Origin of the sequence: Faecousia intestinalis (assembly GCF_040096185.1) — a bacterium.
Classification (GTDB): Bacteria; Bacillota; Clostridia; order Oscillospirales; family Oscillospiraceae; genus JAZOXB01.
The window spans coordinates 1-23,255 of record NZ_JBBMFF010000208.1; the positions used below are offsets into that span (position 1 = coordinate 1).

At 55.7% G+C, this 23,255-nt stretch carries 25 protein-coding genes and 1 other RNA gene; 12 read left to right on the top strand and 14 right to left on the bottom strand.

Annotated features, from left to right (window positions below):
- The 3 genes from WMO66_RS07140 to WMO66_RS07150 form a co-directional block, all read right to left on the bottom strand.
- The coding region (locus WMO66_RS07140) for a PhoH family protein (protein WP_349135721.1) at window positions 1–997 on the bottom strand (997 nt) is incomplete at its 3' end.
- A gap of 15 nt (window positions 998–1,012) precedes the next feature.
- On the bottom strand, window positions 1,013–2,191 hold the full coding sequence (locus WMO66_RS07145) for a sporulation protein YqfD (protein WP_349135722.1): 1,179 nt from the start codon (window positions 2,189–2,191) through the stop codon (window positions 1,013–1,015).
- 1 nt (window position 2,192) lies between these two features.
- Complete coding sequence (locus WMO66_RS07150) at window positions 2,193–2,453, bottom strand: YabP/YqfC family sporulation protein (RefSeq protein ID WP_349135723.1); 261 nt, start codon at window positions 2,451–2,453, stop codon at window positions 2,193–2,195.
- 81 nt (window positions 2,454–2,534) lie between these two features.
- On the opposite strand from WMO66_RS07150, the gene WMO66_RS07155 reads away from it, so the two are divergent.
- Together WMO66_RS07155 and WMO66_RS07160 are read left to right on the top strand one after the other, a co-directional pair.
- Window positions 2,535–3,527, top strand: a complete 993-nt coding sequence (locus WMO66_RS07155; protein WP_349135725.1) for a hypothetical protein — start codon at window positions 2,535–2,537, stop codon at window positions 3,525–3,527.
- Between the two features lie 23 nt (window positions 3,528–3,550).
- A complete protein-coding gene (locus WMO66_RS07160; RefSeq protein WP_349135726.1) occupies window positions 3,551–3,760 on the top strand; it encodes a hypothetical protein in 210 nt (69 codons plus the stop codon).
- A gap of 205 nt (window positions 3,761–3,965) precedes the next feature.
- On the opposite strand, the gene WMO66_RS07165 is transcribed toward WMO66_RS07160, so the two are convergent.
- A complete protein-coding gene (locus tag WMO66_RS07165; RefSeq protein WP_349135727.1) occupies window positions 3,966–7,571 on the bottom strand; it encodes a leucine-rich repeat protein in 3,606 nt (1,201 codons plus the stop codon).
- Window positions 7,572–7,855: 284 nt separating this feature from the next.
- On the opposite strand from WMO66_RS07165, the gene WMO66_RS07170 reads away from it, so the two are divergent.
- A complete protein-coding gene (locus WMO66_RS07170) occupies window positions 7,856–9,592 on the top strand; it encodes a helix-turn-helix domain-containing protein (RefSeq protein WP_349135728.1) in 1,737 nt (578 codons plus the stop codon).
- 137 nt (window positions 9,593–9,729) lie between these two features.
- Here WMO66_RS07170 and WMO66_RS07175 read toward each other — a convergent pair whose 3' ends face one another.
- Together WMO66_RS07175 and WMO66_RS07180 are read right to left on the bottom strand one after the other, a co-directional pair.
- Window positions 9,730–10,998, bottom strand: a complete 1,269-nt coding sequence (locus WMO66_RS07175; protein ID WP_349135729.1) for a DNA polymerase Y family protein — start codon at window positions 10,996–10,998, stop codon at window positions 9,730–9,732.
- On the bottom strand, window positions 10,986–11,270 hold the full coding sequence (locus WMO66_RS07180; RefSeq protein WP_349135731.1) for a hypothetical protein: 285 nt from the start codon (window positions 11,268–11,270) through the stop codon (window positions 10,986–10,988). The genes WMO66_RS07175 and WMO66_RS07180 overlap by 13 nt, the downstream gene beginning before the upstream one ends.
- A 338-nt stretch (window positions 11,271–11,608) precedes the next feature.
- Between WMO66_RS07180 and WMO66_RS07185 the strand changes: the two genes are divergently transcribed.
- The 5 genes from WMO66_RS07185 (at window position 11,609) to WMO66_RS07205 (ending at window position 14,723) form a co-directional block, all read left to right on the top strand.
- The gene (locus WMO66_RS07185; RefSeq protein ID WP_349135732.1) at window positions 11,609–12,268 is read left to right on the top strand and encodes an HAD family hydrolase; all 660 of its coding nucleotides are present in this window, start codon (window positions 11,609–11,611) and stop codon (window positions 12,266–12,268) included.
- Between the two features lie 44 nt (window positions 12,269–12,312).
- Window positions 12,313–12,777, top strand: coding sequence for an SsrA-binding protein SmpB (gene smpB, locus WMO66_RS07190; RefSeq protein WP_349135733.1), 465 nt, complete (start codon window positions 12,313–12,315; stop codon window positions 12,775–12,777).
- Between the two features lie 2 nt (window positions 12,778–12,779).
- The gene (locus tag WMO66_RS07195) at window positions 12,780–13,319 is read left to right on the top strand and encodes a peptidylprolyl isomerase (protein ID WP_349135734.1); all 540 of its coding nucleotides are present in this window, start codon (window positions 12,780–12,782) and stop codon (window positions 13,317–13,319) included.
- A gap of 65 nt (window positions 13,320–13,384) precedes the next feature.
- Window positions 13,385–13,733, top strand: a transfer-messenger RNA (tmRNA) gene (gene ssrA / locus WMO66_RS07200).
- A gap of 342 nt (window positions 13,734–14,075) precedes the next feature.
- Complete coding sequence (locus WMO66_RS07205) at window positions 14,076–14,723, top strand: tyrosine-type recombinase/integrase (protein ID WP_349135736.1); 648 nt, start codon at window positions 14,076–14,078, stop codon at window positions 14,721–14,723.
- A 45-nt stretch (window positions 14,724–14,768) separates the two neighbouring features.
- On the opposite strand, the gene WMO66_RS07210 is transcribed toward WMO66_RS07205, so the two are convergent.
- A complete protein-coding gene (locus WMO66_RS07210; protein WP_349135737.1) occupies window positions 14,769–16,385 on the bottom strand; it encodes a restriction endonuclease subunit S in 1,617 nt (538 codons plus the stop codon).
- Complete coding sequence (locus WMO66_RS07215) at window positions 16,382–17,341, bottom strand: HsdM family class I SAM-dependent methyltransferase (RefSeq protein WP_349135738.1); 960 nt, start codon at window positions 17,339–17,341, stop codon at window positions 16,382–16,384. Before WMO66_RS07215 ends, WMO66_RS07210 begins: the two co-directional genes overlap by 4 nt.
- A 6-nt stretch (window positions 17,342–17,347) precedes the next feature.
- Here WMO66_RS07215 and WMO66_RS07220 point away from each other — a divergent pair, with 6 nt between their 5' ends.
- Window positions 17,348–17,647, top strand: a complete 300-nt coding sequence (locus tag WMO66_RS07220) for a hypothetical protein (protein WP_349135739.1) — start codon at window positions 17,348–17,350, stop codon at window positions 17,645–17,647.
- 48 nt (window positions 17,648–17,695) lie between these two features.
- The gene (locus WMO66_RS07225; RefSeq protein WP_349135740.1) at window positions 17,696–18,178 is read left to right on the top strand and encodes a hypothetical protein; all 483 of its coding nucleotides are present in this window, start codon (window positions 17,696–17,698) and stop codon (window positions 18,176–18,178) included.
- 52 nt (window positions 18,179–18,230) lie between these two features.
- Here WMO66_RS07225 and WMO66_RS07230 read toward each other — a convergent pair whose 3' ends face one another.
- Window positions 18,231–18,992 carry a hypothetical protein gene (locus tag WMO66_RS07230; RefSeq protein WP_349135741.1) on the bottom strand — a complete coding sequence of 254 codons (762 nt, stop codon included), beginning with the start codon at window positions 18,990–18,992 and terminating at the stop codon, window positions 18,231–18,233.
- Window positions 18,979–19,479: an RNA polymerase sigma factor gene (locus WMO66_RS07235; protein ID WP_349135742.1), complete on the bottom strand. Its 501-nt coding sequence runs from the start codon at window positions 19,477–19,479 to the stop codon at window positions 18,979–18,981. Before WMO66_RS07235 ends, WMO66_RS07230 begins: the two co-directional genes overlap by 14 nt.
- Before the next feature lie 237 nt (window positions 19,480–19,716).
- Here WMO66_RS07235 and WMO66_RS07240 point away from each other — a divergent pair, with 237 nt between their 5' ends.
- Both WMO66_RS07240 and WMO66_RS07245 read left to right on the top strand, forming a co-directional pair.
- On the top strand, window positions 19,717–20,625 hold the full coding sequence (locus tag WMO66_RS07240; RefSeq protein WP_349135756.1) for a recombinase family protein: 909 nt from the start codon (window positions 19,717–19,719) through the stop codon (window positions 20,623–20,625).
- 5 nt (window positions 20,626–20,630) lie between these two features.
- The gene (locus WMO66_RS07245; RefSeq protein ID WP_349135743.1) at window positions 20,631–21,098 is read left to right on the top strand and encodes a hypothetical protein; all 468 of its coding nucleotides are present in this window, start codon (window positions 20,631–20,633) and stop codon (window positions 21,096–21,098) included.
- A gap of 54 nt (window positions 21,099–21,152) precedes the next feature.
- Here WMO66_RS07245 and WMO66_RS07250 read toward each other — a convergent pair whose 3' ends face one another.
- The 4 genes from WMO66_RS07250 to WMO66_RS07265 all read right to left on the bottom strand — a co-directional run bounded on the left by WMO66_RS07250 (window position 21,153) and on the right by WMO66_RS07265 (window position 23,153).
- Complete coding sequence (locus tag WMO66_RS07250; RefSeq protein WP_303792091.1) at window positions 21,153–21,788, bottom strand: hypothetical protein; 636 nt, start codon at window positions 21,786–21,788, stop codon at window positions 21,153–21,155.
- Window positions 21,789–21,791: 3 nt separating this feature from the next.
- Entirely contained in the window at window positions 21,792–22,079 is a 288-nt protein-coding gene (locus WMO66_RS07255) for a hypothetical protein (RefSeq protein ID WP_349135745.1), read from the bottom strand.
- Complete coding sequence (locus WMO66_RS07260) at window positions 22,057–22,614, bottom strand: ImmA/IrrE family metallo-endopeptidase (RefSeq protein ID WP_349135746.1); 558 nt, start codon at window positions 22,612–22,614, stop codon at window positions 22,057–22,059. The genes WMO66_RS07255 and WMO66_RS07260 overlap by 23 nt, the downstream gene beginning before the upstream one ends.
- Window positions 22,615–22,697: 83 nt before the next feature.
- Window positions 22,698–23,153 (bottom strand): helix-turn-helix transcriptional regulator, encoded by a 456-nt coding sequence (locus tag WMO66_RS07265; RefSeq protein WP_349135747.1) that lies wholly within the window; start codon window positions 23,151–23,153, stop codon window positions 22,698–22,700.
- Window positions 23,154–23,255: the final 102 nt, after the last annotated feature.

The window sequence follows — 23,255 nt, forward strand, 5'->3', positions numbered from 1 at the left end:
GCTTTCTCCTGTATACTTTTTTCTGCCCCGGCAGGCCGTTCTTCGCACTGTGCTCCGCCGTCTCATAGGCCGCGATGATGCGCTGCACCAGGGCGTGGCGCACGACGTCGCTGGCCGTCAGGCGGCAGATGGCGATATCCGGTACGTTGTCCAGAATGCGCACGGCGTCCTTCAGACCACTGACCTTGTCGGAGGGCAGATCGATCTGTGTAATGTCGCCGGTGATGACGATCTTCGAGCCGAAGCCCAGTCGCGTCAGGAACATTTTCATCTGCTCGCGCGTCGTGTTCTGCGCCTCATCGAGGATGATGAAGCTGTCGTCGAGCGTGCGGCCGCGCATATAGGCCAGCGGTGCGACCTCGATGTTGCCGCGCTCGAGATATTTCTGATACGTCTCCGCGCCGAGCATATCGTAAAGCGCGTCATACAGCGGGCGCAGATACGGGTCGACCTTGTTCTGCAGGTCGCCGGGCAGGAACCCGAGCCGTTCGCCCGCCTCTACGGCGGGGCGCGTCAGGATGATGCGGTTGACCGCCTTCTCGCGGAAGGCCGCCACGGCAGCCGCCACGGCGAGGTATGTCTTGCCGGTACCAGCCGGACCGACGCCGATCGTGATGGTATTTTTCGAAATGGCCTTCATATAGCGCTGCTGGCCGAGCGTCTTGGCCTTGACAGGACGGCCCTTGGCCGTGATACAGACGACGTCCTTCGCCATTTCGCCGATCTTGTCCTCGTTCCCGCTGGAAACAAGGTCGATCAGATAGCGCACCTTCTGCTCGTCGATCGTCTCGCCCTTTGCGGCCAGCAGGAGCAGGCCCTCGATGGCACGGCCTGCGCGGTCCGCCGCCTCGTCCTCGCCCGAGATCTTCAGCTCCGTGCCGCGGTTCGTGATCTTCACACCGTAGGTCTGCTCGATGCGCTTGATGTTTTCGTCAAACGAGCCGAACACATTGATGATCTGCTCGATGCGTTCGGCATTGATGATTCGTTCGCTCATGGGGATTCTCCTTTGTCAGTCCGCCGCCTCCAGCGGCAGCGTGCGGGAAATCAGCTCCGTGCAGTCGCTCTGCGCCTGCAGGACGCACAGGCCGCCCTGCATCAGCAGGCTCTCCTGTGTGGCATCGATCCTGCCCGCGAGCATCTGCGCCTGCACGGCGCGCCGCCACGCCTCCTGCAGCAGCTTTTCCGTCTGCACCTGCGTCGCGGGGACAGGCTCCAGCACATATTCCCGCAGGATCGCCGTCTCCAGCCGCAGCGGATATGCATAGCCGGAGGTCCGGACAGCCTTTTCCACGATCATTTTATCACAATCCTGCTGGGAAATGCTACTGTTTCCCCATAATTTTATTCTTTTTTTCCCGACGATGAGCGTGACCTGCTTCCACTCCCGGCCGGTATAGCGCTTTTCCAGCCGCTCCGCGGGCGTGACAACGGTCCCCGTATGCCACGTCCTGGCATAGATCTCGGCCGAGGCGCACACCGGGCGGATGAACAGGCCGTAGTCCTCATATCCGGAGACGAGCAGCTGCCCCTGCCGGACGGTATCGCCGACGGCGCACAGCCGCATGCCCTCCGTTACGGAGACCTCCGTGAGCACGCCGTCCCGCGCGGCCACCACATTGGCCACGGCGTAGGGAGCGCGCGTGTCCGGCGGCTGCTGCCGCTCCGTCACGAGCACCTGCACCCGCCCGCCGGAGCGGTTCACGGCGAGCCATGCCAGCTCCGGCATGCGCAGCAGCATCCGGTTGCGTGTCTCGGGCGAATCGATGGACGGGCCCCATGTTCCCGGCGCGATGCCGACCTCCTCGAGCGCCTGCACGATCTGCCCGGCCGGGAGCCTGTCATTTCCCTCGACCTCGATCGTCCAGACGAATTCCTGCAGCACGAACGTTGCCGCGGCCGCCGCCAGCAGCCCCAGCAGCAGGACGGGCCGCCGCAGAAGACCGCCGAACTGCGCCCGCAGGCCGGAGCGCTCCGTCACCTCCGCCGTGCACAGGCAGCGCAGCGCCAGCCCCTGCAGGCGCTCTGCCTCACGCGCAGGAACACAGAGCGACAGGTTTAGCGCATCCTCGCGCTCGATGTCCCAGAATTCCAGCCGCGCAGCCGCAAGGGCGTTCAGACACTGCTCCGGCGCGGCGCCGGTCAGGCGGAAGCGGACGCTCCCGCGCAGATAGCGGATCAGCCGGCTCATCTCAGGACACCTCTACGCAGCGGATCGTCCCGCCGATCTCCACGCGCCGCTGCGTCATGCGCAGGATGCGCAGCCCGCAGCCGCTGACGGTCAGCGTACCGCGCTGCACCGCGATACAGACGCGGGTGTCCGTGTATTCCAGAATGCCTCCGTGATTTTCGATGCAGACGCTTGTATTGCCGTGCAGCTCGGCCAGCGGCCCCTGCGACACGACCTCCTGCGGCAGCGTCAGGCGCTGCGCCAGATTTTTTCCCCGTTTCATTCGATCACCCGGAGACATTCTATGCTCGCTTTCCGCATTCCTTTCCGGCTCCGGCAATATATTCCGGTGAGGTGATCTTCTGTGCTGCTTGTGCTGCTTCTGGCGACCGCCGGGCTCCTGCTCGCGCCGCAGGCCGCCGCGTCCGGCGCGCTGCAGGGCCTTCGCGCCTGCGCAGCGCGCGTCATTCCCGCGCTGCTGCCGTTTTTCGTCGTCTCCCGCATGCTGACTGCCCTTCCGCTGCCCACGCCGGGGCGGCGGGCGGACCGTCTGTTCCGTGCCCTGTTCGGCGTCCGCGCCGCCTGCCTGCCCGCCCTGCTGACCGGCCTGCTCGGCGGCTATCCCGCCGGGGCGGCCGCCGTGACGGAGCTGTACCGCGCCGGTGCACTTTCAAAGGCAGAGGCCGAGCGCGCCCTGTGCTTCTGCAACAATTCCGGGCCGGGCTTTTTTGCCGGACTCATCGGAACTGCCGTGCTCGGAGACGTGCGCCGCGGGCTGATCCTCTACGGCCTGCATGCGCTTGCCGCCCTGCTGACGGGCCTTCTCCTACCCGGCTCTACTCCTCCGGCTGCCCTGCGGACGGTGCGCCGGGAGAAGCCGCAGCTTCCCTCCCTGCTGCCGGAAGCCGTGCAGGGTAGCTGCGCCGCCCTGCTGCAGGTCAGCGGGCTCATCGTCTTTTTTTCGTCGATGCTCGCCGTGCTGCGCGCCGCCGGGCTGACAGCCCTGCTGCCGAACCGGCTGGCCGAGGCGCTGGCCTGCGGCGCGCTCGAGCTTTCCAGCGGCATTCTGCTGCTCTCCGGCCACGGCGCGGAGGCCGCCTGCGCCCTTCTGATGGGCTGGGGCGGGCTTTGCGTCCATTTTCAGGCCATGAGCCTCTGGCAGACGGCGGGGCTTCGTCCGCACGGTTACTTTTCCGCAAAGCTGCTCCACGGCCTGCTCTCGGCCGTGCTGGCCCTCGCCTGCTTTGCGCCGTCTCCTGCCGCGCTGCTGTCTGCCGGAGCGTTGACCGCTTGCGCACTGCTGGCTCCCCTGCTGCGAAAAATTCGGGCTGGAAATTTGCGCCGCGCTGCGGTATAATAGCAAAAAAGGAGGTGGCCCGCATGCTGTTCCGAAAAAAGATCGACCGATTCTGCTCCTACTGTGTCTACGCCGGGAAGCTCGACGACGAAACGTATCTCTGCGCCAAGCGCGGCTTTGTCGCTGCCTGCCACCACTGCCGGAAGTTCAAATACGATCCGCTCAAACGCGTGCCGAAGCGCCGCAAGCCAAAGGATTTTTCCGAATATGACGAGCTGGATTTTTCCCTGTAAATATAATATAGGTATATCGCTTAGCGAAAAATCCTGAAGGGACTTTTAGAAGCAAGCTGAAGCAGGTCCTTCCCATATCGGGAGGACCTGCTTCGTTCTATCTGGTAAGAATTGCACAGGAAAGGACGCTCGGACCGTTTCTTTTACGCTTTTTCTGCAAGACTTTAGGTCGGTGTTTTTGGCCTCGTGATTCATGGCAGTCTTTTTACTTGCTTGCTGCGGTACGAATAAACCGCATGATGATCGTTGCGACCTGAGCGCGGGTGGCATTGCCCTGCGGATCGAGGAGAATGCCATTCCCATTGTCGGTCCCCTTTATCAGGCCCTCGGCAACCGCCCAGGAGAGAGGCTCCACGGCATAGCCGCTGACATCGCCCCGATCGGGATACTGATCCAGATTTCCACGCGCTGAGGTATCAAATCCGGACATCGCTGCATAGCGGAACAGAATCGCCGCCATCTGCTCCCGGGTGATATTGCTGTCCGGCTCAAACATGCCGTTGCCGACGCCGTTCACGATGCCGTTTTCGGCTGCCCAAGCCACGGCCTGCGTGAACCAGCTTCCGTTTGGCACGTCTGTGAAGGGATTCTCCCATCCGGCCGGGCTTCCGGCGTAGCGCCAGAGCACCGTGACGAGCATGGCGCGCGTCATGCTGCTCTCCGGCTCAAACATGCCGTTGCCGACGCCGTTCATCAGGCCGTGCGCAATGGCATAGTCGACGCCCTCGTGGTACCAGCGCCCGGTGTCCACGTCGTGATAGGGCTTGCTCGGGCAGGCGTCTCCGCCGTCGCAGGTGCCCTCGACGTTCCCGCAGCGTGAGCAGACGCCGTTGACGTAGTTGTGGCCGAGCGCGGCGGTATAGCCGTCGCGGTAGCTCTCGCCGCAGGCGCAGAAGTGCTCGGTGTAGCCCGCATTGATGCAGGTCGGATAGACGGTGTCGGTGCGGTAGGTATAGTCGTGGACGTGCCCGCTGTCGCCGTCGGTCTCATACCACTTCAGCTCGCAGCGGCGGCAGTAGTGGCGGATCATGCCGTAATACGCAGAATACTCGTATTCCTCCGTAGCGACGACCTCGTCGTGCCCCAGCGCGGGGGTCTGCGTCGGCTGGGTCAGGGTCAGACCGCAGAAGGCACAGTGCGTGCCGCCGGTGTAGCCCGGGCGGGTGCAGGTGGCCTCGATTGGGTCGTTGGCGACGGGCTTATGCGCGATGGGTGCGGTATTTGCCGACGCAGTCACGGCGCCGCAGACGGCGCAGACCGTGCGCGTAAAGCCGCCGGTGCGGCAGGTCGGCGCGACCGTTTCCGTCACGGGCTGATGGGCGGTGCAGGCGCCAGTTTCGAAGGTGAATTCATTGTCCACGGCGTAGGTCTGCGCAGCCGTCCCTGTCGTGCCGCGGATGACGAAGCCGTCAATCTTGGTCAGCCCCGCGAACTCGTTGTCCGGGTCGACCGGGCAATATCCGAACGCCTGATAGCCAATGTAGGCGACGCTGGCAGGGATGGTAACGCCCTTGCCCTTGCCATAGGTGAAGAACGCGCCCTCGTCCAGCACGCGCAGGCCGTCATTCAGATGGATTGCCTTGATGCTCGGCGCGGAGAAGGCGTTGCTGCCGACAAAGCGCACGGAATCCGGCAGGACGATGCTCTCGCAGGCGCTGTTGTTGAATGCCTCCCTGCCGATGTACTGCACGCCGCCGAGGTCGATGAACTTCATATTCTTCGCACCGGCGAAGGCGTAGGCATCTACGTATTTGCAGCTCTGCGGGAGGATCAGCCCCGCGAGATTCGGCTGGTCGAAGGTGGGGTTCAGCTCTATCTGACCCGCAAGGAACTCATAGGTGACGGAAACCGTACCGTCCTTGAGGCTCAGGACGGTGCCCTCCGCCATCGAGCCCTTGTAGGCATAGGCGGCCTTGCCGAAATAAACCACGCCGTTTGGCTGATCGTGGAACCAGCCGCAGTTCTGGAAGGCCCAAGAACCGACGTGGGTCACGTTCTTTTCCAGCTCGCCGAAGTCGGTCAGCGTGGTGCAGCCGGAGAAGCAGCCGTCGCCGATCTGACGGACGTTTTTGCCGCCCTTGATCGAGCGCAGCCGCGCACAGCCGGAAAACACGCCGCCGCCGAGGGTGATGAGCGAATCCGGCAGCGTCACGCTTTCGAGCGCAACGCAGTCGCTGAGCGCGCCGCCCGTCAGAATGCGGACGTTCTTCAGGTCGATCGACTTGAGGTTGGAGTTGCCGTCCTTGTTGTTGTAGGGGTCGCCGTTGGAGATCGGCCCGCGCACCTCGAGCACGTCGTCGGGCAAAACCACGTGCGCCGTCCTGCCGACGCTAAGGCCCTTCAGCGTCGTATTGCCCTTCGGGATGGTCAGATTCTTGATCTGGTAACAGCCGGAAAAGCAGCTCTCCTCCAGAACCGCCGTCGTCGGCAGCTTGAGGTCGGTCAGATGGGCAAATTTGCGGAGATTGATGTAATGGACGCTCTCCGGAACGGTAAGCTTGGCGATGCTGCCGCCGCCTTCCGTGACGCTGAGCGATTCCAGCCCGTCGGGCAGGATCAGCTCGTTCACGCCGTCCAGATCGTCCTGCTCGATGCGCACCATTTTTGTGCCGGGACGGACGGTCAGCTTGGAGGGATATTTTTGCCCCTTGCAGCCGAGAAACACGCTGCCGCAGTACAGCTCCGTACCGTCGGCAAGCCCCTCATACCACTTTGAGGTATAGATGCTGGAGTCTTCCATATCGGTCAGCGACTTGGGGAAGGTGAAGCGCTCGATGTTCTCGCAGTCGTAAAACGCCCGCTCCTCCAGCGTAGTCAGCCCCTCGGGCAGGACGAGGCGCGTCAGCCCATCACAGTCGTTGAAGCCGCCCTCGCCGATGACCTTCAGCCCCTTGTTCAGCTTGACGGAGGTCATGCCGGTGCAGTCGCAGAAGGCGTTGTTGTCAATGCGCTCAACGCTGCCGGGGATGTCCACAGAGGTCAGGGAGGCGCACTCATAGAACGCCGACGCGCCGATCAGCTTGACGCTCGACGGGATGGTCACGCCGGTGATGTCCGACCGCCAGAACGCCGACGCGCCGATGACCTTCACGGTGTCAGGGATGACGGGCATCTTGCTCGTGCCCCTGTAGTCCAAGAGCTGCCCCTGCCAGATGAAGAAGTCCGAGGCGCTGTCGTCATACAGCCACTGCTGGTGCAGCTCTCTGAGCTTTCCGGCAAAGGCGCCGACGCTGTAGCCGCTCTTCTCGCCGAACGCGCCGCCATGCAGGAGGGTGTTCTCGCCGCGGATGGTGATGTCGGACAGATTCTGGCACTTTGCGAAGGCACCCGCGCCGATCTCCGTCACGCCGGCGGGAATGTCGATCTTTTGCAGGTAGTAGTTGTGGTAAAACGCATTTTTGCCGATGGTTTTCAGGCTCTGCGGCAGGACGATCTCGCGCAGCTCAAAGTGGGTCTTCGCTGACCAGTCGTCGCCATCGTAGAATGCACCGTCTGCGATGTACGTCACCGTTTCGGGCAGGACAACCTTGCGGACAAAGATATTGGGGTTGCTGTAGCCCTCCTCGTTGTGGAAGCTTTGGATGCCCACGACGGTATAGCCGTCGATGGTCGAGGGGACGGTGACCTCCGCCTCGTAGCCGTAGTAAGCGGTGATCTCAATGGTCGTTGGTGAGACGAATGCGTAGGTAAAGCCGTAGCCCGCCTCGCCGGGCAGCTTTTCCTCGCCGGGGATGCCCGCCGCATTCACCGCCGGAAGCAGGGAAAGCGTCAGGGACAGGGTGAGCAGCAGGGACAAAATAATCCGTTTCATGATTCTACAGATCCTTTCTGCATGATTTTCGTTCCTGACCGGTAATCCGAAAGCTGCCGGTCGAAAAGGTCCTGCCGGGATTTGGGCTCGCTTAGGTTCTTCGATAGTTCGATGGTCTGATTCTTTTTTTACTATATCATAGACGCCACCGTTTTTGAAAAGTCTTTCATTTTTGTCATTGACATTTCGGAAACCCATGTACTATGATAACGTTGTCAAACGGTCAAAACCTGCCCAGTCAAAAGCTACGGACGGACGAAATGCGTGAAAGGAAGGTATCCTCTATGAGATTTTCCGAGAGACTCAACGAATGGATGGAGCTGGCAGACTGTACCGCAAAGGAGCTGTCTGAGGCATGCGGTCTGTCTGCCGCAACGCTGAGCCGCTTTCGCTCCGGGGAACGCACTCCCGATCAGGAGGGCCTTAATCTCCTGCTTCAGGGCCTTTGCTCCATCGCCGCATGTAAGGGAAAGCAGCTTTCGCCGGACTCGCTCTATGCGCAGTGCACAGACTGCATGGATCTGCAGCGGTCCGACCCGGAGGCACTGCGTACAAAGATCAACCGGCTTCTGACCGTTCTGCATATTTCTTCGGCGGAGCTGGCGAAGGCTATTTCCTATGACCCTTCCTTTCTTTCCCGCATTCGCAGCGGGCAGCGGGCACCTGCCGATCCCAAGCGCTTTGCCGCCGATGTTGCAAGGTTTGTTGTCCGCCGGTTTGATGGGGAAAGCGGTCGTTCGGCCGTAGCGCATATGCTCGGCGTTCCGTTCGGCTCTCTCTCCGGCGAGGCTGAATATTTTCGTGCCGTCGCAGACTGGCTTATGGGCAGCGCTGCGGCAGAAGACACGGAGAGCTCCTCTGTTTCCGCCTTCCTGAACGCAATGAACAGCTTTGATCTGAATGAGTACATCCGGGCGATTCACTTCGACGAGCTATGTGTTCCCAACGTGCCGTTTCTCCTCCAGACTGCCAGAACCTATCACGGCCTGGAGGAGATGAAAAAGGGAGAATTGGACTTTTTCAAGGCGACCGTCCTTTCCAAATCGACTGAGCCTGTATTCCTCTACAGCGATATGCCGATGGAGGATATGGCAGCTGATCTGGATTTTTCCAAGAAATATATGCTCGGACTGGCCCTCCTTCTGAAAAAGGGCCTGCATCTGAACATCATTCACAGCCTCAACCGTCCGTTTCAGGAGATGATGCTGGGATTGGAAAGCCACATCCCGCTCTATATGACCGGGCAGATCTCTCCTTACTATCTTCAGAGCGCACCGAACACTTTTTTTTGCCACTTTCTGAAGGTTTCCGGCTCCGCCGCGCTTTCGGGCGAGTGTATTGCAGGCTGTCATGAAGACGGAATGTATCGCCTTTCAAGGGGAAAGCGTGATCTGGCCTATTACCGGAAGCGTGCAGATGATCTGCTGCAGAAAGCGAAGCCCCTGATGGACATTTATCGAGAAACGTCGCAAAATGAACTGAATGCCTTTCTGGCGGCAGACAGCGAAACCGCCGGGAACCGTCGAAATCTTCTGTCTGCACCGCCTATCTATACGGCAACGCCCGAATTTCTGACGGCATTTCTGACAGTTCGCCACATACCGGAGGCGGAGCAGCGGAAAATTCTTTCTTTTGCAGAACAGCAGCGCATCCTCTTCCTCCGCGTGCTGCAGGACAATCATGTCAGGGATGAACTTCCACTGCTGACACAAGCTGAATTTGAGGAGACCTCCGTCTCTCTTCCGGTTTCCGGCCTGTTTCCGGAGCACGATTTCCTCTATAGCTACAAGGAATATCTGGAGCATCTCCGTCTGACGGAAAATTTTGAAAAGTGCCAGCCGAACTATTCCCTGGAATTGGTGCATTTTCAGCCGTTCAGCAATCTCAATATTCTGATTCATGAAGGGAAATGGGCAATGGTATCAAAGAATAAAGCGCCGTGCATTCATTTCGTCATTCGCCACCCCAAGCTGCGCCGTGCAATTGAGCGCTTTATTCCTCCGATCATAGAGTGCGAATAAGCCACGGTGCGCGGGTACATCGGGCTGCATTACATCATTGCATTTCTTTCCTCCAAAATTGGGGGCCGCGCAGGTTCTCCGATAACCTGCCTTATCCTTGACAATGCTGTGGCGTATCTGCATCCGTTTCATGCCTTTTACTCCGCATCCAGCGGCTTTGTGATGCCCGTCCGCCGCTCCCTGGACAGTCCGCCTGCCAGCACGGTGTCCGCTCCGGTAAAGCGCGCCCGCCGGATGACGCCCTCGCCGTATTTTTCGCGCAGGGCATCCACGGTCCCATCCAGGATCGCCTTGCGGGCATACTGCTGCGCGCCGCCCACGGCAAACAGGTCAAGCTGGCGCGGCTGCGGCTCCTCCAGCCTTGTGGCCTGCACGCCGAGCTGGCGCAGCGGCGTCTGCCCGTCCCACGCCTCGGCAAAGACCCGGCAGGCGCAGCGGAACAGCTCCTCCGTCCCGTGCACGGCCTCCCGCAGCATCGTCTGGTGAGAAAACGTGACGAAATCCGCGCTCCGCAGGCTCACGGAAATGCACCGCGCCGCCTTGCCGTCCCGCCGCAGGCGCATGGCGACCGTTTCGCAGAGCGACAGCAGCACGCGCTGCGCCCCTGCCTCCGTTGTGACATCGGCGGGCAGTGTTGTGGAATTGCCATAGCCCTTGTTCGCCTCCGGCTGCGGCAGCAGCTCCTCGCTGCACCGGCCGTTTGCCGAGTGCCACAGTGCCAGTCCCGGCTTGTTCAGATAGTGCAGCACCAGCCCCGGGTCTGCCTGCGCCAGCTCGCCGATCGTATGGATTCCAATGCGGTTGAGCCTGCGCTCCGTGGCAGGTCCGAGCATGAACAGCTCCCGCACCGGCAGCGGCCAGAGCTTCTGCGGCACCTCCTCCGGGAACAGCGTGTGGACCTTGTCCGGCTTTTCAAACTCCCCTGCCATTTTGGCCAGCAGCTTATTGGACGAGATGCCGATATTCACCGTAAAGCCCAGCTCCTCGCGGATGCGTGTGCGCAGCAGCTCCGCCGCCGCGACCGGCGAGCCATATAGTCCCTCCGTGCCGCTCAGGTCGGCCCACGCTTCATCGATGGAATACTGCTCCACGACCGGCGCGAATTCCCGCAGCAGGGCAATAAAGCACCGTGAGGCCTCTACATACAGTGCATAGTCCGGCGGCACGAGCTTCAGCCCCGGACATTTTTGCTGCGCCAGAAAGATCTGCTCGCCTGTTTTCACGCCGCATTTTTTCGCCGGGATGCTCTTGGCCAGGATGATGCCGTGCCGCTCTGCGCGCTCCCCGGCCACGGCGGAGGGAATGCCGCGCAGGTCCTCCTGTTCGCCCAGCACCCGCACGCGGTAAGCCGCCGACCACGACAGGAACGCGCTGTTCACATCCACATGAAAGATCACCCGGGACATCCGTACACCACCCGGAAAAGCGTCCAGCGATGCGTCCGCACGGTATAGCGCAGCTCCAGCAGCACCTCCTGCTGCCCCAGCTGCGTCTTGCAGAGGTACTGGATGGCCTCTACCCCGGCATAGGAGATGGGCCGCGAGCAGACGACCTGCCGGATCGGGACGGTGCGCAGCATATGCTCGCCGTCCTCCATGCGGAAGCGGATCGGCGTCAGTGCACCGTCCGCTGCGCAGACGGAGATCATCTCAATCTGCCGGTTCACGATATCCTCCATGTGCTCACCTCCGCTTGTTTCTGCTCTCATTATATCAAACATTTGTTCGTAAATCAAGGCAGAAATCCATGGGGAAGAATTTGCATTTTGTGGGAAACTCTGCTAAAATAACGATGGAAAAGAATACGCGGATGTCCCGGTCACGTTTTCGCCAAAGGCTGCCTGCTATCCAACCTCGCCCTGTGAGATCGCTGCGTCGTTTCGCTCCTCGCAATGACACGTCAGGATAATGCAACGGGTGCCCTTCTGCCATTGAATGTTCCCCTACCGGGCGCTCACCGCCGCACACCGGCTCTCGGTCTTTCCCATTTATATCGAAATCCTTCCTGGAGGAACCTATGCTGAACTATCGCTGTCTCGTGCTCGATCACGACGATACCGTCGTGCGCAGCGAGGAGACCGTTAATTATCCCAGCTTTCTCGAAGCCCTGAAGGTGCTTCGCCCCGGCAGGACCATCACACGCGAGAAATTCACCCGCTGGTGCTTCTCCCCCGGCTTTTCCGCTCTTTGCAGCGACTATATCGGCCTGACGCCCGAGGAGATCGACGTGCAGTACGACATGTGGCGAAGCTATGTCGCCACACATATCCCGCCCCCCTATGACGGCCTGCGCCCCATCCTGACGCGCTGGAAGCAGGAGGGCGGCCTGCTGTGCGTCTCGTCGCACTCCGCGCGTGAAAACATCCTGCGCGATTACCGGCTGCACTTCGATCTGGAGCCGGATCAGATTTTCGACTGGGACCTCGGCGAGGACCGCCGCAAGCCATCGCCCTACGCCCTGCAGGAGATCATGCGGCTGTATGACCTGCGTCCGGATGAGCTATTGATGGTGGATGATCTCAAGCCCGGCTATGACATGGCCCACGCCTGCGGAGTGCCGTTCGCCTGCGCGGGCTGGTCGCACGACGACCCCGAGATCCGCGCTTTTCTGCGCCGCTTCAGCGATTTTTATCTCGAGACCGTGCAGGCACTCGAGCCGCTGCTGTTTGGTGCTTGACAAATATGATATAATAGAAAATAATAGGAAAGCGGGGTGAACAGATGGAGAAGACCGGCGTCAAGATCGTTGCCAAAAATTCAAAGGCGTTTCATGAATATTTCGTCGAGGAGCGCTTCGAGGCGGGCATTGAGCTGTTCGGCACGGAGGTCAAGTCCATCCGGCTTGGCACCCTGAACCTCAAGGACGCCTGGTGCAGCGTGAAGGACGGAGAGCTTTGGGTGCGGCAGATGCATATCAGCCCCTATGAAAAGGGCAACATCTTCAATAAGGACCCTATCCGCCCGCGCCGCCTGCTCATGCACAAGCGTGAGATCCGGCGGCTGGCCTCCAAGGTCCAGCTCGACGGCTACGCCATCGTTCCGCTCTCCGTTTATCTGAAAAACTCCCGCGTCAAGGTCGAGGTCGCGCTGTGCAAGGGCAAAAAGCTCTATGACAAGCGGCAGGACGCCGCCAATAAGGACGCGCGCCGTCAGATCGACCGCGCGATGAAAGAAAGGAATCACTGACCATGGAAAATCCTGTTGTGACCATTGAAATGGAAAACGGCGGCATCATCACCGCCGAGCTCTACCCGGATGTCGCGCCGCAGTCGGTCTATAACTTCATCTCGCTGGCAAACAGCGGCTTTTATGACGGCCTCATCTTCCACCGCGTCATTCCCGGCTTCATGATCCAGGGCGGCTGCCCCGAGGGCACCGGCATGGGCGGTCCCGGCTACTGCATCAAGGGCGAGTTCCTGTTCAACGGCGTGGACAATAAGCTGAAGCATAAGCGCGGCGTGCTGTCCATGGCGCGCGCGCAGTCTCCGAACTCCGCCGGTTCGCAGTTCTTCATCATGCATCAGGACGCGCCGCATCTCGATAAGCAGTATGCCGCGTTCGGCAAGGTGCTCTCCGGCATGGAGGTCGTCGACGCCATCTGCCAGGTCAAGACGGACCGCAATGACCGCCCGGAGGCCGAGCAGAAGATGAAGTCCGTCCGCGTCGATACAAAGGGTGAGACCTATCCGGAGCCGAAAAAGCTCAAGGATCCCTACGGCAGATTTTAATTTGTAAGCTTTCGCAGGAGGCAGGCTCTCCCCTGCCTCCCGCGCAGCCCATATTTTCTCGATCCGGGGGCGTACCGGTTTCGACGGGGGTAGTGAGGCTGGAATAGCGGGCCGTGGCGCCTGGCCACGATAAAACGGGCAACTTTTTAAAATTAACTGACAACAATCAGTACGCACTGGCTGCCTAATTAGGCGCCCATCCGCCCCGGAAGGTCCACGAGCCGGGCTCGGGTGTGATTTGAGTGGAGACCGTGCGTGCGGTAAGCTTTGCCCGCACCATGCATCATGAAGCTACCAAATCCGGCAGGGTGTCCGTTCCCGTCCGGATGAGGGAATGTAAATAACGGACTGCGCCCGGAGAAGTTCCAGTCAAGTTGCTTTCGGACGGGAGTTCGACTCTCCCCGCCTCCACCATAAGTCCACCGTAATTTTGATAGAATTACGGTGGATTTTTCTATACCCGATAACCGCTTGGAATCAGGCTTTTTGGCTGTTCGGGCTCATAAACGAACCCCGCTGCAGGCAATTCTGCGGCGGGGTTTTGCGCTTTATACGGGTTTTGTGGCTTTTTTTGTCGTTGTAATCGTTAAACGGCTGGGGTAATCGTTGAATTACTGGAGTATTCGTTAAACTACCGAGGTAATCGTTAAACAGCCGAGTTCTGATAATACTCCTTATGAGAAAATCGGCGATGAAGTGCGGTCGCTGGCGGATGAAGTACCGTTTGACATCCCCGATTCGTGGGAATGGGTACGAATGAAGTATATATGCCAGCTTATTGACGGCGAAAAAATACAGAATGCATCATACCACAATCTTGACGCTCGTTATATGCGAGGAAAGGCTGAGCCACAAACACTTAATAGTGGGAAATATGTTTCTCAAGGCACATATGAGTATTTCAAAAACTGCCTCAAGCGGGATGACGAGCTGTTCTGGTACTTTGTAATACGCTTTCTGGCCGCTACCGGCGCACGGGTCAGTGAGCTCATACAGATCAAGGTGGAACACATCAAGCTGGGGCATTTGGACTTATATTCGAAGGGCGGCAAACTCCGACGAATATACATACCCAAGGCTCTGCAGAATGAAGCCCTTTCTTGGCTGAACGATAAGCACCAAGAAAGCGGCTTCATTTTTTTGAACAAATACGGCGACAGAATCACCACCAGAGGCATCTCAGGGCAGCTAAAAAAGCTGGCAGTCCGGTATGGCATAGACCCGGTGGTCATTTACCCGCATTCCTTCCGTCACCGCTTTGCAAAGAGTTTCTTGGAGCGCTGCAACGACATCGCATTCCTCGCTGACCTTATGGGACACGAAAGTATCGAAACCACCCGCATTTATCTCCGCAAAACATCGACCGAGCAACGAGCTATTGTAGATGAGGTCATAGACTGGTAAAAGGAAACCAGGCATACGCACTGCTTTGGCGTATGCCTGGTTGTTTTACAATTTCTGTACTATGCTGAGTGCCGTATCGATGGCGCTGACAATGCGTTCCTGCTCGTTGAGGGGTGGGATAGGCATTAGCACATTCCTGATAGCATCGATAGAAATGCTTTCCTGGGCAGTTGCTTTTTTGTATTTTGTCAACTGCTCATATCCAGTTGTGCTGCGCAGATAAAATAAAATGTACTCAATCAAAACCCCATTGCCTGAATAAGGCTCTATTTTCCCGACATTTGAGCCGAGATGTGCTTTGTAAGTGCCCGGAAAAACTGCAACATTGCCGATGCTTCCAACATAAGGAGTAAGCAAGCAGCGTTTTGAAAGCTGGCTACGCCATAATTCATCTGATACGGTTTCCGGTATAAACCACTCAAAGTGCTCTATGAGTTTTCCGTTTTGGATGTTTTTCCCCTTAAAAAGCGGGATGCCGTGGTTCGTCAGCGCAGGGGCTATATATTTTGTGTACTCAAATCCTGCGAGTTTCGTTACAAACGAAATGTTTCCCAAGTATGTCCAAGCCCACGATTCTGGGATCTCAAAGGGCAGTTCATCATCGATACAGCGCTCCACACCGTCCAACTTCTCATAATGAGAATTATCCCGTCTGAAAATGACGGATTCGTGTTTGTCCTTTTTGATTTTGCCTTCCTTGATGAGCCGCTGTTTCTCTGCCCTTATACGCTCCAGCAGAGCCTCTGCAGGCTCGTCAGACGGGTCTTGGGGTACCAGCTTGCCTTGGACTGCCTCTTGCAGTATCGACTTCTTGAGAGTCTCTGGGAAACTGCCATTGAGATTTTGGAGCGCTGTGTCCACAACAGCGTAATCTGCCACCTTGGGGAGCACTCGTTTCAGCATCGCAATAATCCGTCCCATTTCCTCGCGTGGCGGAATCGGGACTGGCAGATTCATCATCTGCTCACGAGAGAGGTTATAAAACGCTTGTCCGGATTTGTGTGTAATGTTTCGGCAGTTATCACGATGGTGTTTAGCAGCAAAAGCGTAAAGCAGATATTCTGATACGACATCGTCGTTAAAGTGTGGTATGAGCATAAGCACAAAACCGCCAACAACCGTGTCGGAATAATCTTTGTCTATGAGTGCGATTTTGCCGATGTGATCCAGGCTACTAACTGCAGGCGTGATCATATAGTTTTTTCTCAAATACAGCTCTGGTTTTACGAGCTCGCTTGAGATGAAGACATCGTCGCCCTTAAAAAGGAACTGTTCCTCACCGATATTTCCGCCACGCAGTACCCTTATCATTTTGTCCGCCTTTATAGCGAGGGCATCCTTTTTGTACGCAAGCCCAGACATATTTGAGAAAAGGTCGCCTACCCGGCACCATTCCCAAGATGACGGTATCTCAAAAGGCACTAAATCCGCCAGCGACCGTACTTCATCGCCGATTTTCTCATAAGGAGTATTATCGGCACCTTTGAAGATAACAGAGGGGTTCTTTTCACGCTTGATCTTCTTCTCTTTGATGAGCCGCTCTTTCTCCGCACGGATGCGCTCCAACAGGACGCTGGCGGGCTCGTCATTCGGGTCCTGCGGCACGAGCTTGCCCTGAACAGCCATCTGGAGAATGGAGTTTTTCAGTTGCTGCGCAGTCATTCTTCGCCCTCCTCCGTAATGTCAATGCCAAGGATATCGGTGATCTGGGCAAGGATGCGGTCAATGTCAGCGTTCAGGCTGGCCCGCTTCTCCTGGTACTGCTGAATCAGTTCCTTCGGCGGCAGGATTTCCTCCTCTTCGTGAGGATAGCCGCAGAGGTCGATGTTATAGCTCCGTGCTTTCAGCTCCTCGACGGTGTACTTCTTCGCCTTATCAAAGCCGTCGATGGTGATTTCCTCACGGTTGTCCCACCACTCAACAGCCGGGGCAAAGTGCTCCAGCTTCATGGGCTTCGTCTTGGAGAAGTTCTTGTACCCCTCCGGCATATCCAAACGGTAGAACCAAGTCTCCGTCGTGGGATGCGTCCGGTCGAAGAACAGAATATTTGTCGTAATAGAGGTATACGGCGCAAAAACGCTGTGCGGCATACGAATGACCGTATGGAGGTTAAACTCGGACAGCAGCTTTTCTTTGATCGCCATTTTGGCATTATCTGTGCCGAACAGGAAGCCGTCAGGCAAAATGATAGCGCAGCGACCGTTCTGCTTCAGCCGATACATGATGACCGACATAAAGAGGTCGGCGGTTTCGCTGCTGCGAAGGTCAGCCGGGAAATTCTGCTTCACGCCCTCTTTTTCGTTGCCGCCATAAGGAGGATTCATCAGAATGACATCGAAGCGGTCACTCTCTTTGTACTCACGCACATTCTTTTCCAGACTGTTGCCATGAATGATGCGAGGATTGTCGATGTCGTGGAGCAGCATATTCGTGGCGCACAGAAGGAACGGCAGCGCCTTCTTTTCAATGCCATAGATGGAGTTGCTGTAAACCGTTCTGTCCTCGACTGTCTGCACTTGGGCATCCAGCACCTTCAGCGCAGAGGTGAGGAAGCCGCCTGTACCGCAGGCGAAGTCCGCAATTGACTCGCCGAGCTTTGGCTTGATCATCTGCACCATAAAAGGATGAAGCTCGATCCGAAGGTCTATTACAAGATTGACGGCGGACAGCTCTGCCTCTGGCTTACGCCGGTCTATGACCTCTACACGAAGTACCGCAAGGACTACGCCATTGTCGGTGAGGTGCTGACATACGCACAGTTTAAGAAACAACTGCAGCACTCCGAGTATTTTATCGCCAGCAATCAGCAGAAACGCATCGGCACGGAGAACCACAAGTGTTGGATCATCGACTACGAGCTTTTGCGGAAAAACTGCGATGTGACAGGCCTTGAGGTCACAGAAATTGAACCGCTCACAGTGTAACTTGTAACCTCTGTAACCTCTCTATTATAGAGAGATACGCGGGAAAGTTTGGACGAAGAAACCATCAAGCAGGTTTTTATCAAGGCTTTGAACATTCTCGGAAAAGAACGCGACCTCATCATTGTTGGCTTTGAAGAAATCAAGGATTCCGCTTTCCTGACTGATGAGCTTGAAGCGGAGGCAGGTCGGCTGAACGGCGAGATGAACGCGGTCGCTGAACTGATGCAGAAGTGCATTGACGAAAATGCCCGTGTCGCACAAGACCAGGAAGAATACGGAAAACGCTACGATGCTCTGGTACAGAAATTCGATGCGGCGAAGGCAAAGCTGGACGAGACACAGGCTGAAATAACCAAGCGGCAGGCACAGCGGCAGATGATGGAGAACTTCATGAAAGTGCTGCAGTCACTGCCGGAGCAGGTCGATTACTTTGACGAAGGCACCTGGTACGCCATGTGCGACTTCATTACAGTTTACAACAAGGATGACATCCGGGTTACCTTCCATAACGGATTGGAAATCCGAGTGTAAAGATTACTCCCCACAACGGCTCACTTGAACCGATGTGGGGAGCTTTTCTGTCTTACTTTGTAATAGCCGAAAAATCGGGCTCACCTTTTGTTATGATGCTGAAAATCAAATCTGTCGTTTCTTGACTTACCGCATCTGCATCACTTTTGTCTCCATAACACTCCACAAACACATTCGTATTTCCAATGGAGAACGAAGCGAAGAATATTGCGGATTGCTCACCTCTGCTGTTGGGATTGGTAATAAAATATCCCGTAGTGACAGGAATTCCGTTTACCGATGAGCTGCTTTCGTTTCCTTCCAGAACCACATCGCTTATTGGAAAATTATCCTGGGCAAATATGATTGTCGCATCACCGAGTTTTCCTTCGACTTGGAGCAGATCCCCGTTTTCCTCTCGGAAAGTTCCGATGGCTGATCTTCGTTCAGTGGTTTCAGGAAGTATGGAGTCCAATTCTGCATCTGTCAGTTCACGCGATGAAACGGGATAGCCGACATGAATACTTGCCACGTTGGTCCTTCCGATGTGATAGACAATGGAGTCACCGCTTGCAAGATTAACAGTATAACCTTTAGAACCAAACCATCCCATATTGCTGCCAACAATTCCTGTTACTGCGACTATGGCTACCAGGCAAGCGGCAACTGGAATCAGGAACTTTTTGAAATTCTTTCTCTGTGACATATAGTTCACCTTATCCTTTCTGTCATGAACAGAACGGTTCTCCTCTAAAATCGCAGAAAGCATACGATCATTTGCAGAATCGCTCGGTTCGATTTTGTCCCAAGAAGTAATGATTTTATTGTTCTTCATCGAAATCATCTCCTAACCTTTCTTTGAGGATGGCACGAGCCTCGTGCAAATAATTACGGATTGTCGATTGCGGCTTTTTCAGGATGCCTGCGATTTCCACGCTGGTATATCCTTCATAATAATACAGATAGACCACGGTCTTATACTTTTCGGGGAGTTCCATAACCACTTGGAAAACATCATCCGTTTCGATATTTTCTGAGCTGGGGAGATTGTAGAAATCCTCGATGTTCTCGTGTCTGCGCCACCAATGCCGCAGGACATTTTTGCAAATGTTCGTGGCAGTTCTGATAAGCCATGCCTTTTCGTGTTCTTCGCTTTCAAAAGCGGGACCGCTCTTGATTAGCTGGAAGAATGTATCCTGAACCGCATCCTCGGTATCAGCAGGACTTTTCATGTAAGCAAAGCAGACGCGATAAACAGTTTTACTGTGGCGTTTGTAGATCTCCGCAATCTCTTTGTCCGTACGCAACAAAGATTTTGACATCTCGCCTTGCCCTCCTTTCACTACTAATACAATTGAGAACGCAAAAGTGTCGGATAAAAAAGAAAAAAATTTCAGAAACCATTATAACGCCGGTTTCTGATAGCAGAATGAAAAAATTGAAAATTCCGAGCCTTATCTACGGAAAGGTTACAGAATTTGAACCCGTCCGAGAAATTTGAACCCGTTTTTCTGTAAAAATAAAATTGTATCAAAGACGGCTTTTAGATAGATGAGGGCATTTCCGGCACTTCCGTTCTGCACCGTGAGCACTTTCTCGAAATGATCGAGAAATGCAAGGCGGGAGAGATCGACCTTATCATCACGAAGCAAGTCAGCCGTTTTGCCAGAAATGTGCTTGACAGTCTGAACTACATTTTCATGCTGCGAAAGCTCGACCCGCCTGTGGGCGTGTACTTTGAGACCGAGAAGCTCAACACGCTGGATAAGAGCAGCGATATGGTCATTACCGTATTGAGCCTTGTGGCGCAAAGTGAGTCCGAGCAAAAATCCAACAGTCTGAAATGGTCATTCAAGCGCCGAAGGGCGCAGGGGCTTGGGATCTATCCAAGTTGGGCTCTGCTCGGCTATCGGCTGGATGATGAAAAGAGCTGGGAAATCGTAGAGGATGAAGCGGATATTGTCAGAACCATATACAGTCTCTACCTGGACAGCTATTCATCCACGCAAATTGCGGAATTGCTGACAAAAAGCGGCATTCCCACTGTAAAAGGTCTATCGGTTTGGAGTTCCGGCAGTGTCCTGGGCATCCTCAAAAACGAAAAATACTGTGGGGACGCCTTGTGTCAAAAAACAGTTACGATAGACTTTTTCACGCATAAGAGTGTAAAGAACAACGGCATAGAACCGCAGTATTTCGTTGAGGGGCATCATATCCCCATCATCGAGAAAAACGACTGGCTGTTGGCACAGCAGATCCGTAAAGAACGACGGTATCGGAAACGGCGCAGCACCCACCGGAAGCCACGCATCGTGGTCAAGGGAGTACTGTCCGGCTTCATGATCGTCGACCCATCGTGGGACGAGGAGTATGTGGACAATCTACTTATCTCTGCGACCCAAAAACCAGAACCCGCCCCGGCAGTTGCCGAGGAGGACGAAAACTTTATTGTAATTGAGAAGGAGTAACTACCATGTTTGAAAAATTTTCTGTCATCGACCTTATTAAAACCCGTTCCGCCTCTGTCTGCACTTTCGCAGGCAATATCGTGAAGTTCAATGTGCAGACCGCACAGGAGCTCCACTTCCCGGAGTACATCCAGTTTCTGATCGAGCCGAAGTCGAAGCAGTTCGCTATCCGGGCCTGCAAGGAGGATGCCCCGAATGCCGTGCGCTTCTCCAAGCCGGAGGGCGCGCAGAAAGCGCAGATCAAAATCAGCAACGCCACGGTCGTGGATATGGTCAGAAAACTGATGGACTGGAATGCCGAGGATAATTGGAACGTCCCCGGTATTTACTTTGCCGACGAACAGGGCATCATGTATGCACTGGAATCGGCATACGCACCCAGATCGAAAGGTGGCTGGGCAGCCCGCCGTGAGCGTGAAGCTGCCGCCGCTATCGCAGAGGACATCATAGACAACGAGGAGGTCGATAACTAAGTGAAAGATGCCGGACTGCCCACGCTTTTGGTGTCAGTCCGGCATCGTTTTTGCTTATTCATCCGCACTTTCGCCGCTATGCTCGTTTTCGGAGAGGCTTGGGTCTGCGAGTTTCCGAAACATTTCTTCCATGTTGATGGGATGTAAAGAGGCTGTGACCTCATCCCAATCGATAAGCTCATAGTTGTAAAAATCGAATTTTTCCTTATTTTCTTTATAGTACCCCTTGGCGCACAAACACAGCACCATGCACAGCCTCCGCACATTTACTCGGTAACTGCGGACTTCCGTGCCGTCAGAGCTTGTCATTACACTGCTTCCTTCTCCGCCGTAAATGCGAAACGGTTGCTCTGACTGAATTACCAACGAAAAGCGGTCGATTGGGATGGGATGCTTCCCGTTCTTTTGCAGGTTCGGATTTCCTTCATGGAGCAATGAGCAGCGGAGGCTATATACCACCTCACCGCTTAAGTACGGCATTTCCGGTTCGTCCTCAGTACACTTTGGAGGTTTCTCCGTCACCCCCACAATTTTATCGTACCACTGTATATAGCGCTCTCTGGTACTACGCAAAGATGGATATTCCGCCTTTCCGCAGATGTCCGGCAGTGTGAGCGCCAGGTTCAGCGCTGCAAAATAGAGGTCGTGGTTCAGCGCTTTTTCTATCTCATCTATGATTCGCAGTATCATCGCCTACTGCCTCCGCTCTACAAACCATCGTCCGATGTTGTTTCCTGTAAGGTCTGCGCTGCGCTCGAAAAACAGATAGCTCTGGTGACCGCCGATCCATATCGTATAGCGGTCGCCCTGGCCTCCGGCTTTCAGCACAGGAGCTTGACGGATATCGGACACACGGTCTATCTCATATTTCTCGCCGTCCTCCCAAGTGATGATCCTGGGGAACATCGTGCCGTCAGCAGCAAAATCTGCTTTGACGGCTACATATACTTTCAGCGGCTTATTCACCGTAGCAGTCTGCATCGTCCGGCACCTCCATATTGGCAAGGAAATTACTCCGCGCCGAGATCGGCGGCTCTATCAGCTTATAGCCCTTCCACTTCAGCACACGGAATTTAAAATCAAGCAGTTCCGCTGGGACACGGAGCATTGCGGCGGCAGAGAAAAAAGTGGTGTCACGGTTGAGTGTTTCAAGGACATCCTGGTCTCTGAGTAAATACTCGGCAGCAAACAGATTGGCGTCCTTCTCCAACAGCGAGCTCTCATCGAATAGGCCAATATCGTGAAATGCGTGAATACCCGAATGGCGGTGCAGCACCGCATGACCCAGCTCATGGGCTACAATGATTTTCTGAACCGCTTCCGGCAGGTCACAGTTGACCGTGATCGTTCGTATCCGCTTGCTCTCTAAGTAAAACCCTTTTATGGCATCCGGGGTGTTTCCGAGAGCCTGACTGAGCAGAAGGATATTCATATCCTCGCAAAGCCGGAACGGATTGCTTTCGTGGTATTTCTTTTGTAGGGCTTCGACTGCGCCGCACACTTCTGCGTATGACACAGGCTCACCTCCTCCTTATGTAAAATGGGTATACTGACCCCATGCTGTAATTATACAATGGTAACTGTCCCATAAAACGGACATTACTTGTTCTTGCGACCAAATTTCACCTTTGCTTCATCCTTGCAGGCGACATACGCCCGCATGACCGCCTCAAAGAACTGGTCTTTCTGTTCCTGGGACAGTTCACCACCTGCGAACAACGCAGCATTGTCTCGGAGGAGCTGGTCGACATCACGGGCTCCGGAAGATCCATACCGTTCGCGGGCTTCTTCAAGATAGCCGTCCTTCTCAATGTCAGCCATTGGGTCGAGGCAGGAATCGTCGGAAAGATACTTTGAGGATATATTCAGCGCTTTTGCGAGCTTCAACATCGTGGAAGCCCTGGCAATTGCGCCACCGGACTCATAGGAAGCAATTGTCCGCTTGGAAACGCCAGTGCTATCAGCAAGTTGCTGTTGGGTCAGACCCGCTTGCTCTCTGGCCACCTTGATCTTGTCCGAGAAAGTCATAGGATACCTTCTTTCGATAAATTTCATCTCGTAACTTCATCAACTTCATCTGAGCTATTGACAAAACTTCATCGACAGGCTATTATGTAGGTGAAGTTTGATGAAGTTACGCATATAATATACTTCACT

Bases quoted from the DNA above. Each gene is read 5' to 3' on its own strand.
- smpB (WP_349135733.1), top strand. From the start codon at position 12,313: ATGGAGAAGACCGGCGTCAAGATCGTTGCCAAAAATTCAAAGGCGTTT.
- WMO66_RS07215 (WP_349135738.1), bottom strand. From the start codon at position 17,341: ATGGTGCAGATGATCAAGCCAAAGCTCGGCGAGTCAATTGCGGACTTC.
- WMO66_RS07235 (WP_349135742.1), bottom strand. From the start codon at position 19,479: ATGTCAAAATCTTTGTTGCGTACGGACAAAGAGATTGCGGAGATCTAC.
- WMO66_RS07210 (WP_349135737.1), bottom strand. From the start codon at position 16,385: ATGACTGCGCAGCAACTGAAAAACTCCATTCTCCAGATGGCTGTTCAG.
- WMO66_RS07145 (WP_349135722.1), bottom strand. From the start codon at position 2,191: ATGAGCCGGCTGATCCGCTATCTGCGCGGGAGCGTCCGCTTCCGCCTG.
- WMO66_RS07180 (WP_349135731.1), bottom strand. From the start codon at position 11,270: ATGGAGGATATCGTGAACCGGCAGATTGAGATGATCTCCGTCTGCGCA.
- WMO66_RS07255 (WP_349135745.1), bottom strand. From the start codon at position 22,079: ATGCAGACTGCTACGGTGAATAAGCCGCTGAAAGTATATGTAGCCGTC.
- WMO66_RS07245 (WP_349135743.1), top strand. From the start codon at position 20,631: ATGTTTGAAAAATTTTCTGTCATCGACCTTATTAAAACCCGTTCCGCC.
- WMO66_RS07160 (WP_349135726.1), top strand. From the start codon at position 3,551: ATGCTGTTCCGAAAAAAGATCGACCGATTCTGCTCCTACTGTGTCTAC.
- WMO66_RS07230 (WP_349135741.1), bottom strand. From the start codon at position 18,992: ATGAAGAACAATAAAATCATTACTTCTTGGGACAAAATCGAACCGAGC.
- WMO66_RS07170 (WP_349135728.1), top strand. From the start codon at position 7,856: ATGAGATTTTCCGAGAGACTCAACGAATGGATGGAGCTGGCAGACTGT.
- WMO66_RS07185 (WP_349135732.1), top strand. From the start codon at position 11,609: ATGCTGAACTATCGCTGTCTCGTGCTCGATCACGACGATACCGTCGTG.
- WMO66_RS07175 (WP_349135729.1), bottom strand. From the start codon at position 10,998: ATGTCCCGGGTGATCTTTCATGTGGATGTGAACAGCGCGTTCCTGTCG.
- WMO66_RS07165 (WP_349135727.1), bottom strand. From the start codon at position 7,571: ATGAAACGGATTATTTTGTCCCTGCTGCTCACCCTGTCCCTGACGCTT.
- WMO66_RS07195 (WP_349135734.1), top strand. From the start codon at position 12,780: ATGGAAAATCCTGTTGTGACCATTGAAATGGAAAACGGCGGCATCATC.
- WMO66_RS07250 (WP_303792091.1), bottom strand. From the start codon at position 21,788: ATGATACTGCGAATCATAGATGAGATAGAAAAAGCGCTGAACCACGAC.
- WMO66_RS07265 (WP_349135747.1), bottom strand. From the start codon at position 23,153: ATGAAATTTATCGAAAGAAGGTATCCTATGACTTTCTCGGACAAGATC.
- WMO66_RS07150 (WP_349135723.1), bottom strand. From the start codon at position 2,453: ATGAAACGGGGAAAAAATCTGGCGCAGCGCCTGACGCTGCCGCAGGAG.
- WMO66_RS07220 (WP_349135739.1), top strand. From the start codon at position 17,348: ATGAAGCTCGATCCGAAGGTCTATTACAAGATTGACGGCGGACAGCTC.
- WMO66_RS07205 (WP_349135736.1), top strand. From the start codon at position 14,076: ATGAAGTATATATGCCAGCTTATTGACGGCGAAAAAATACAGAATGCA.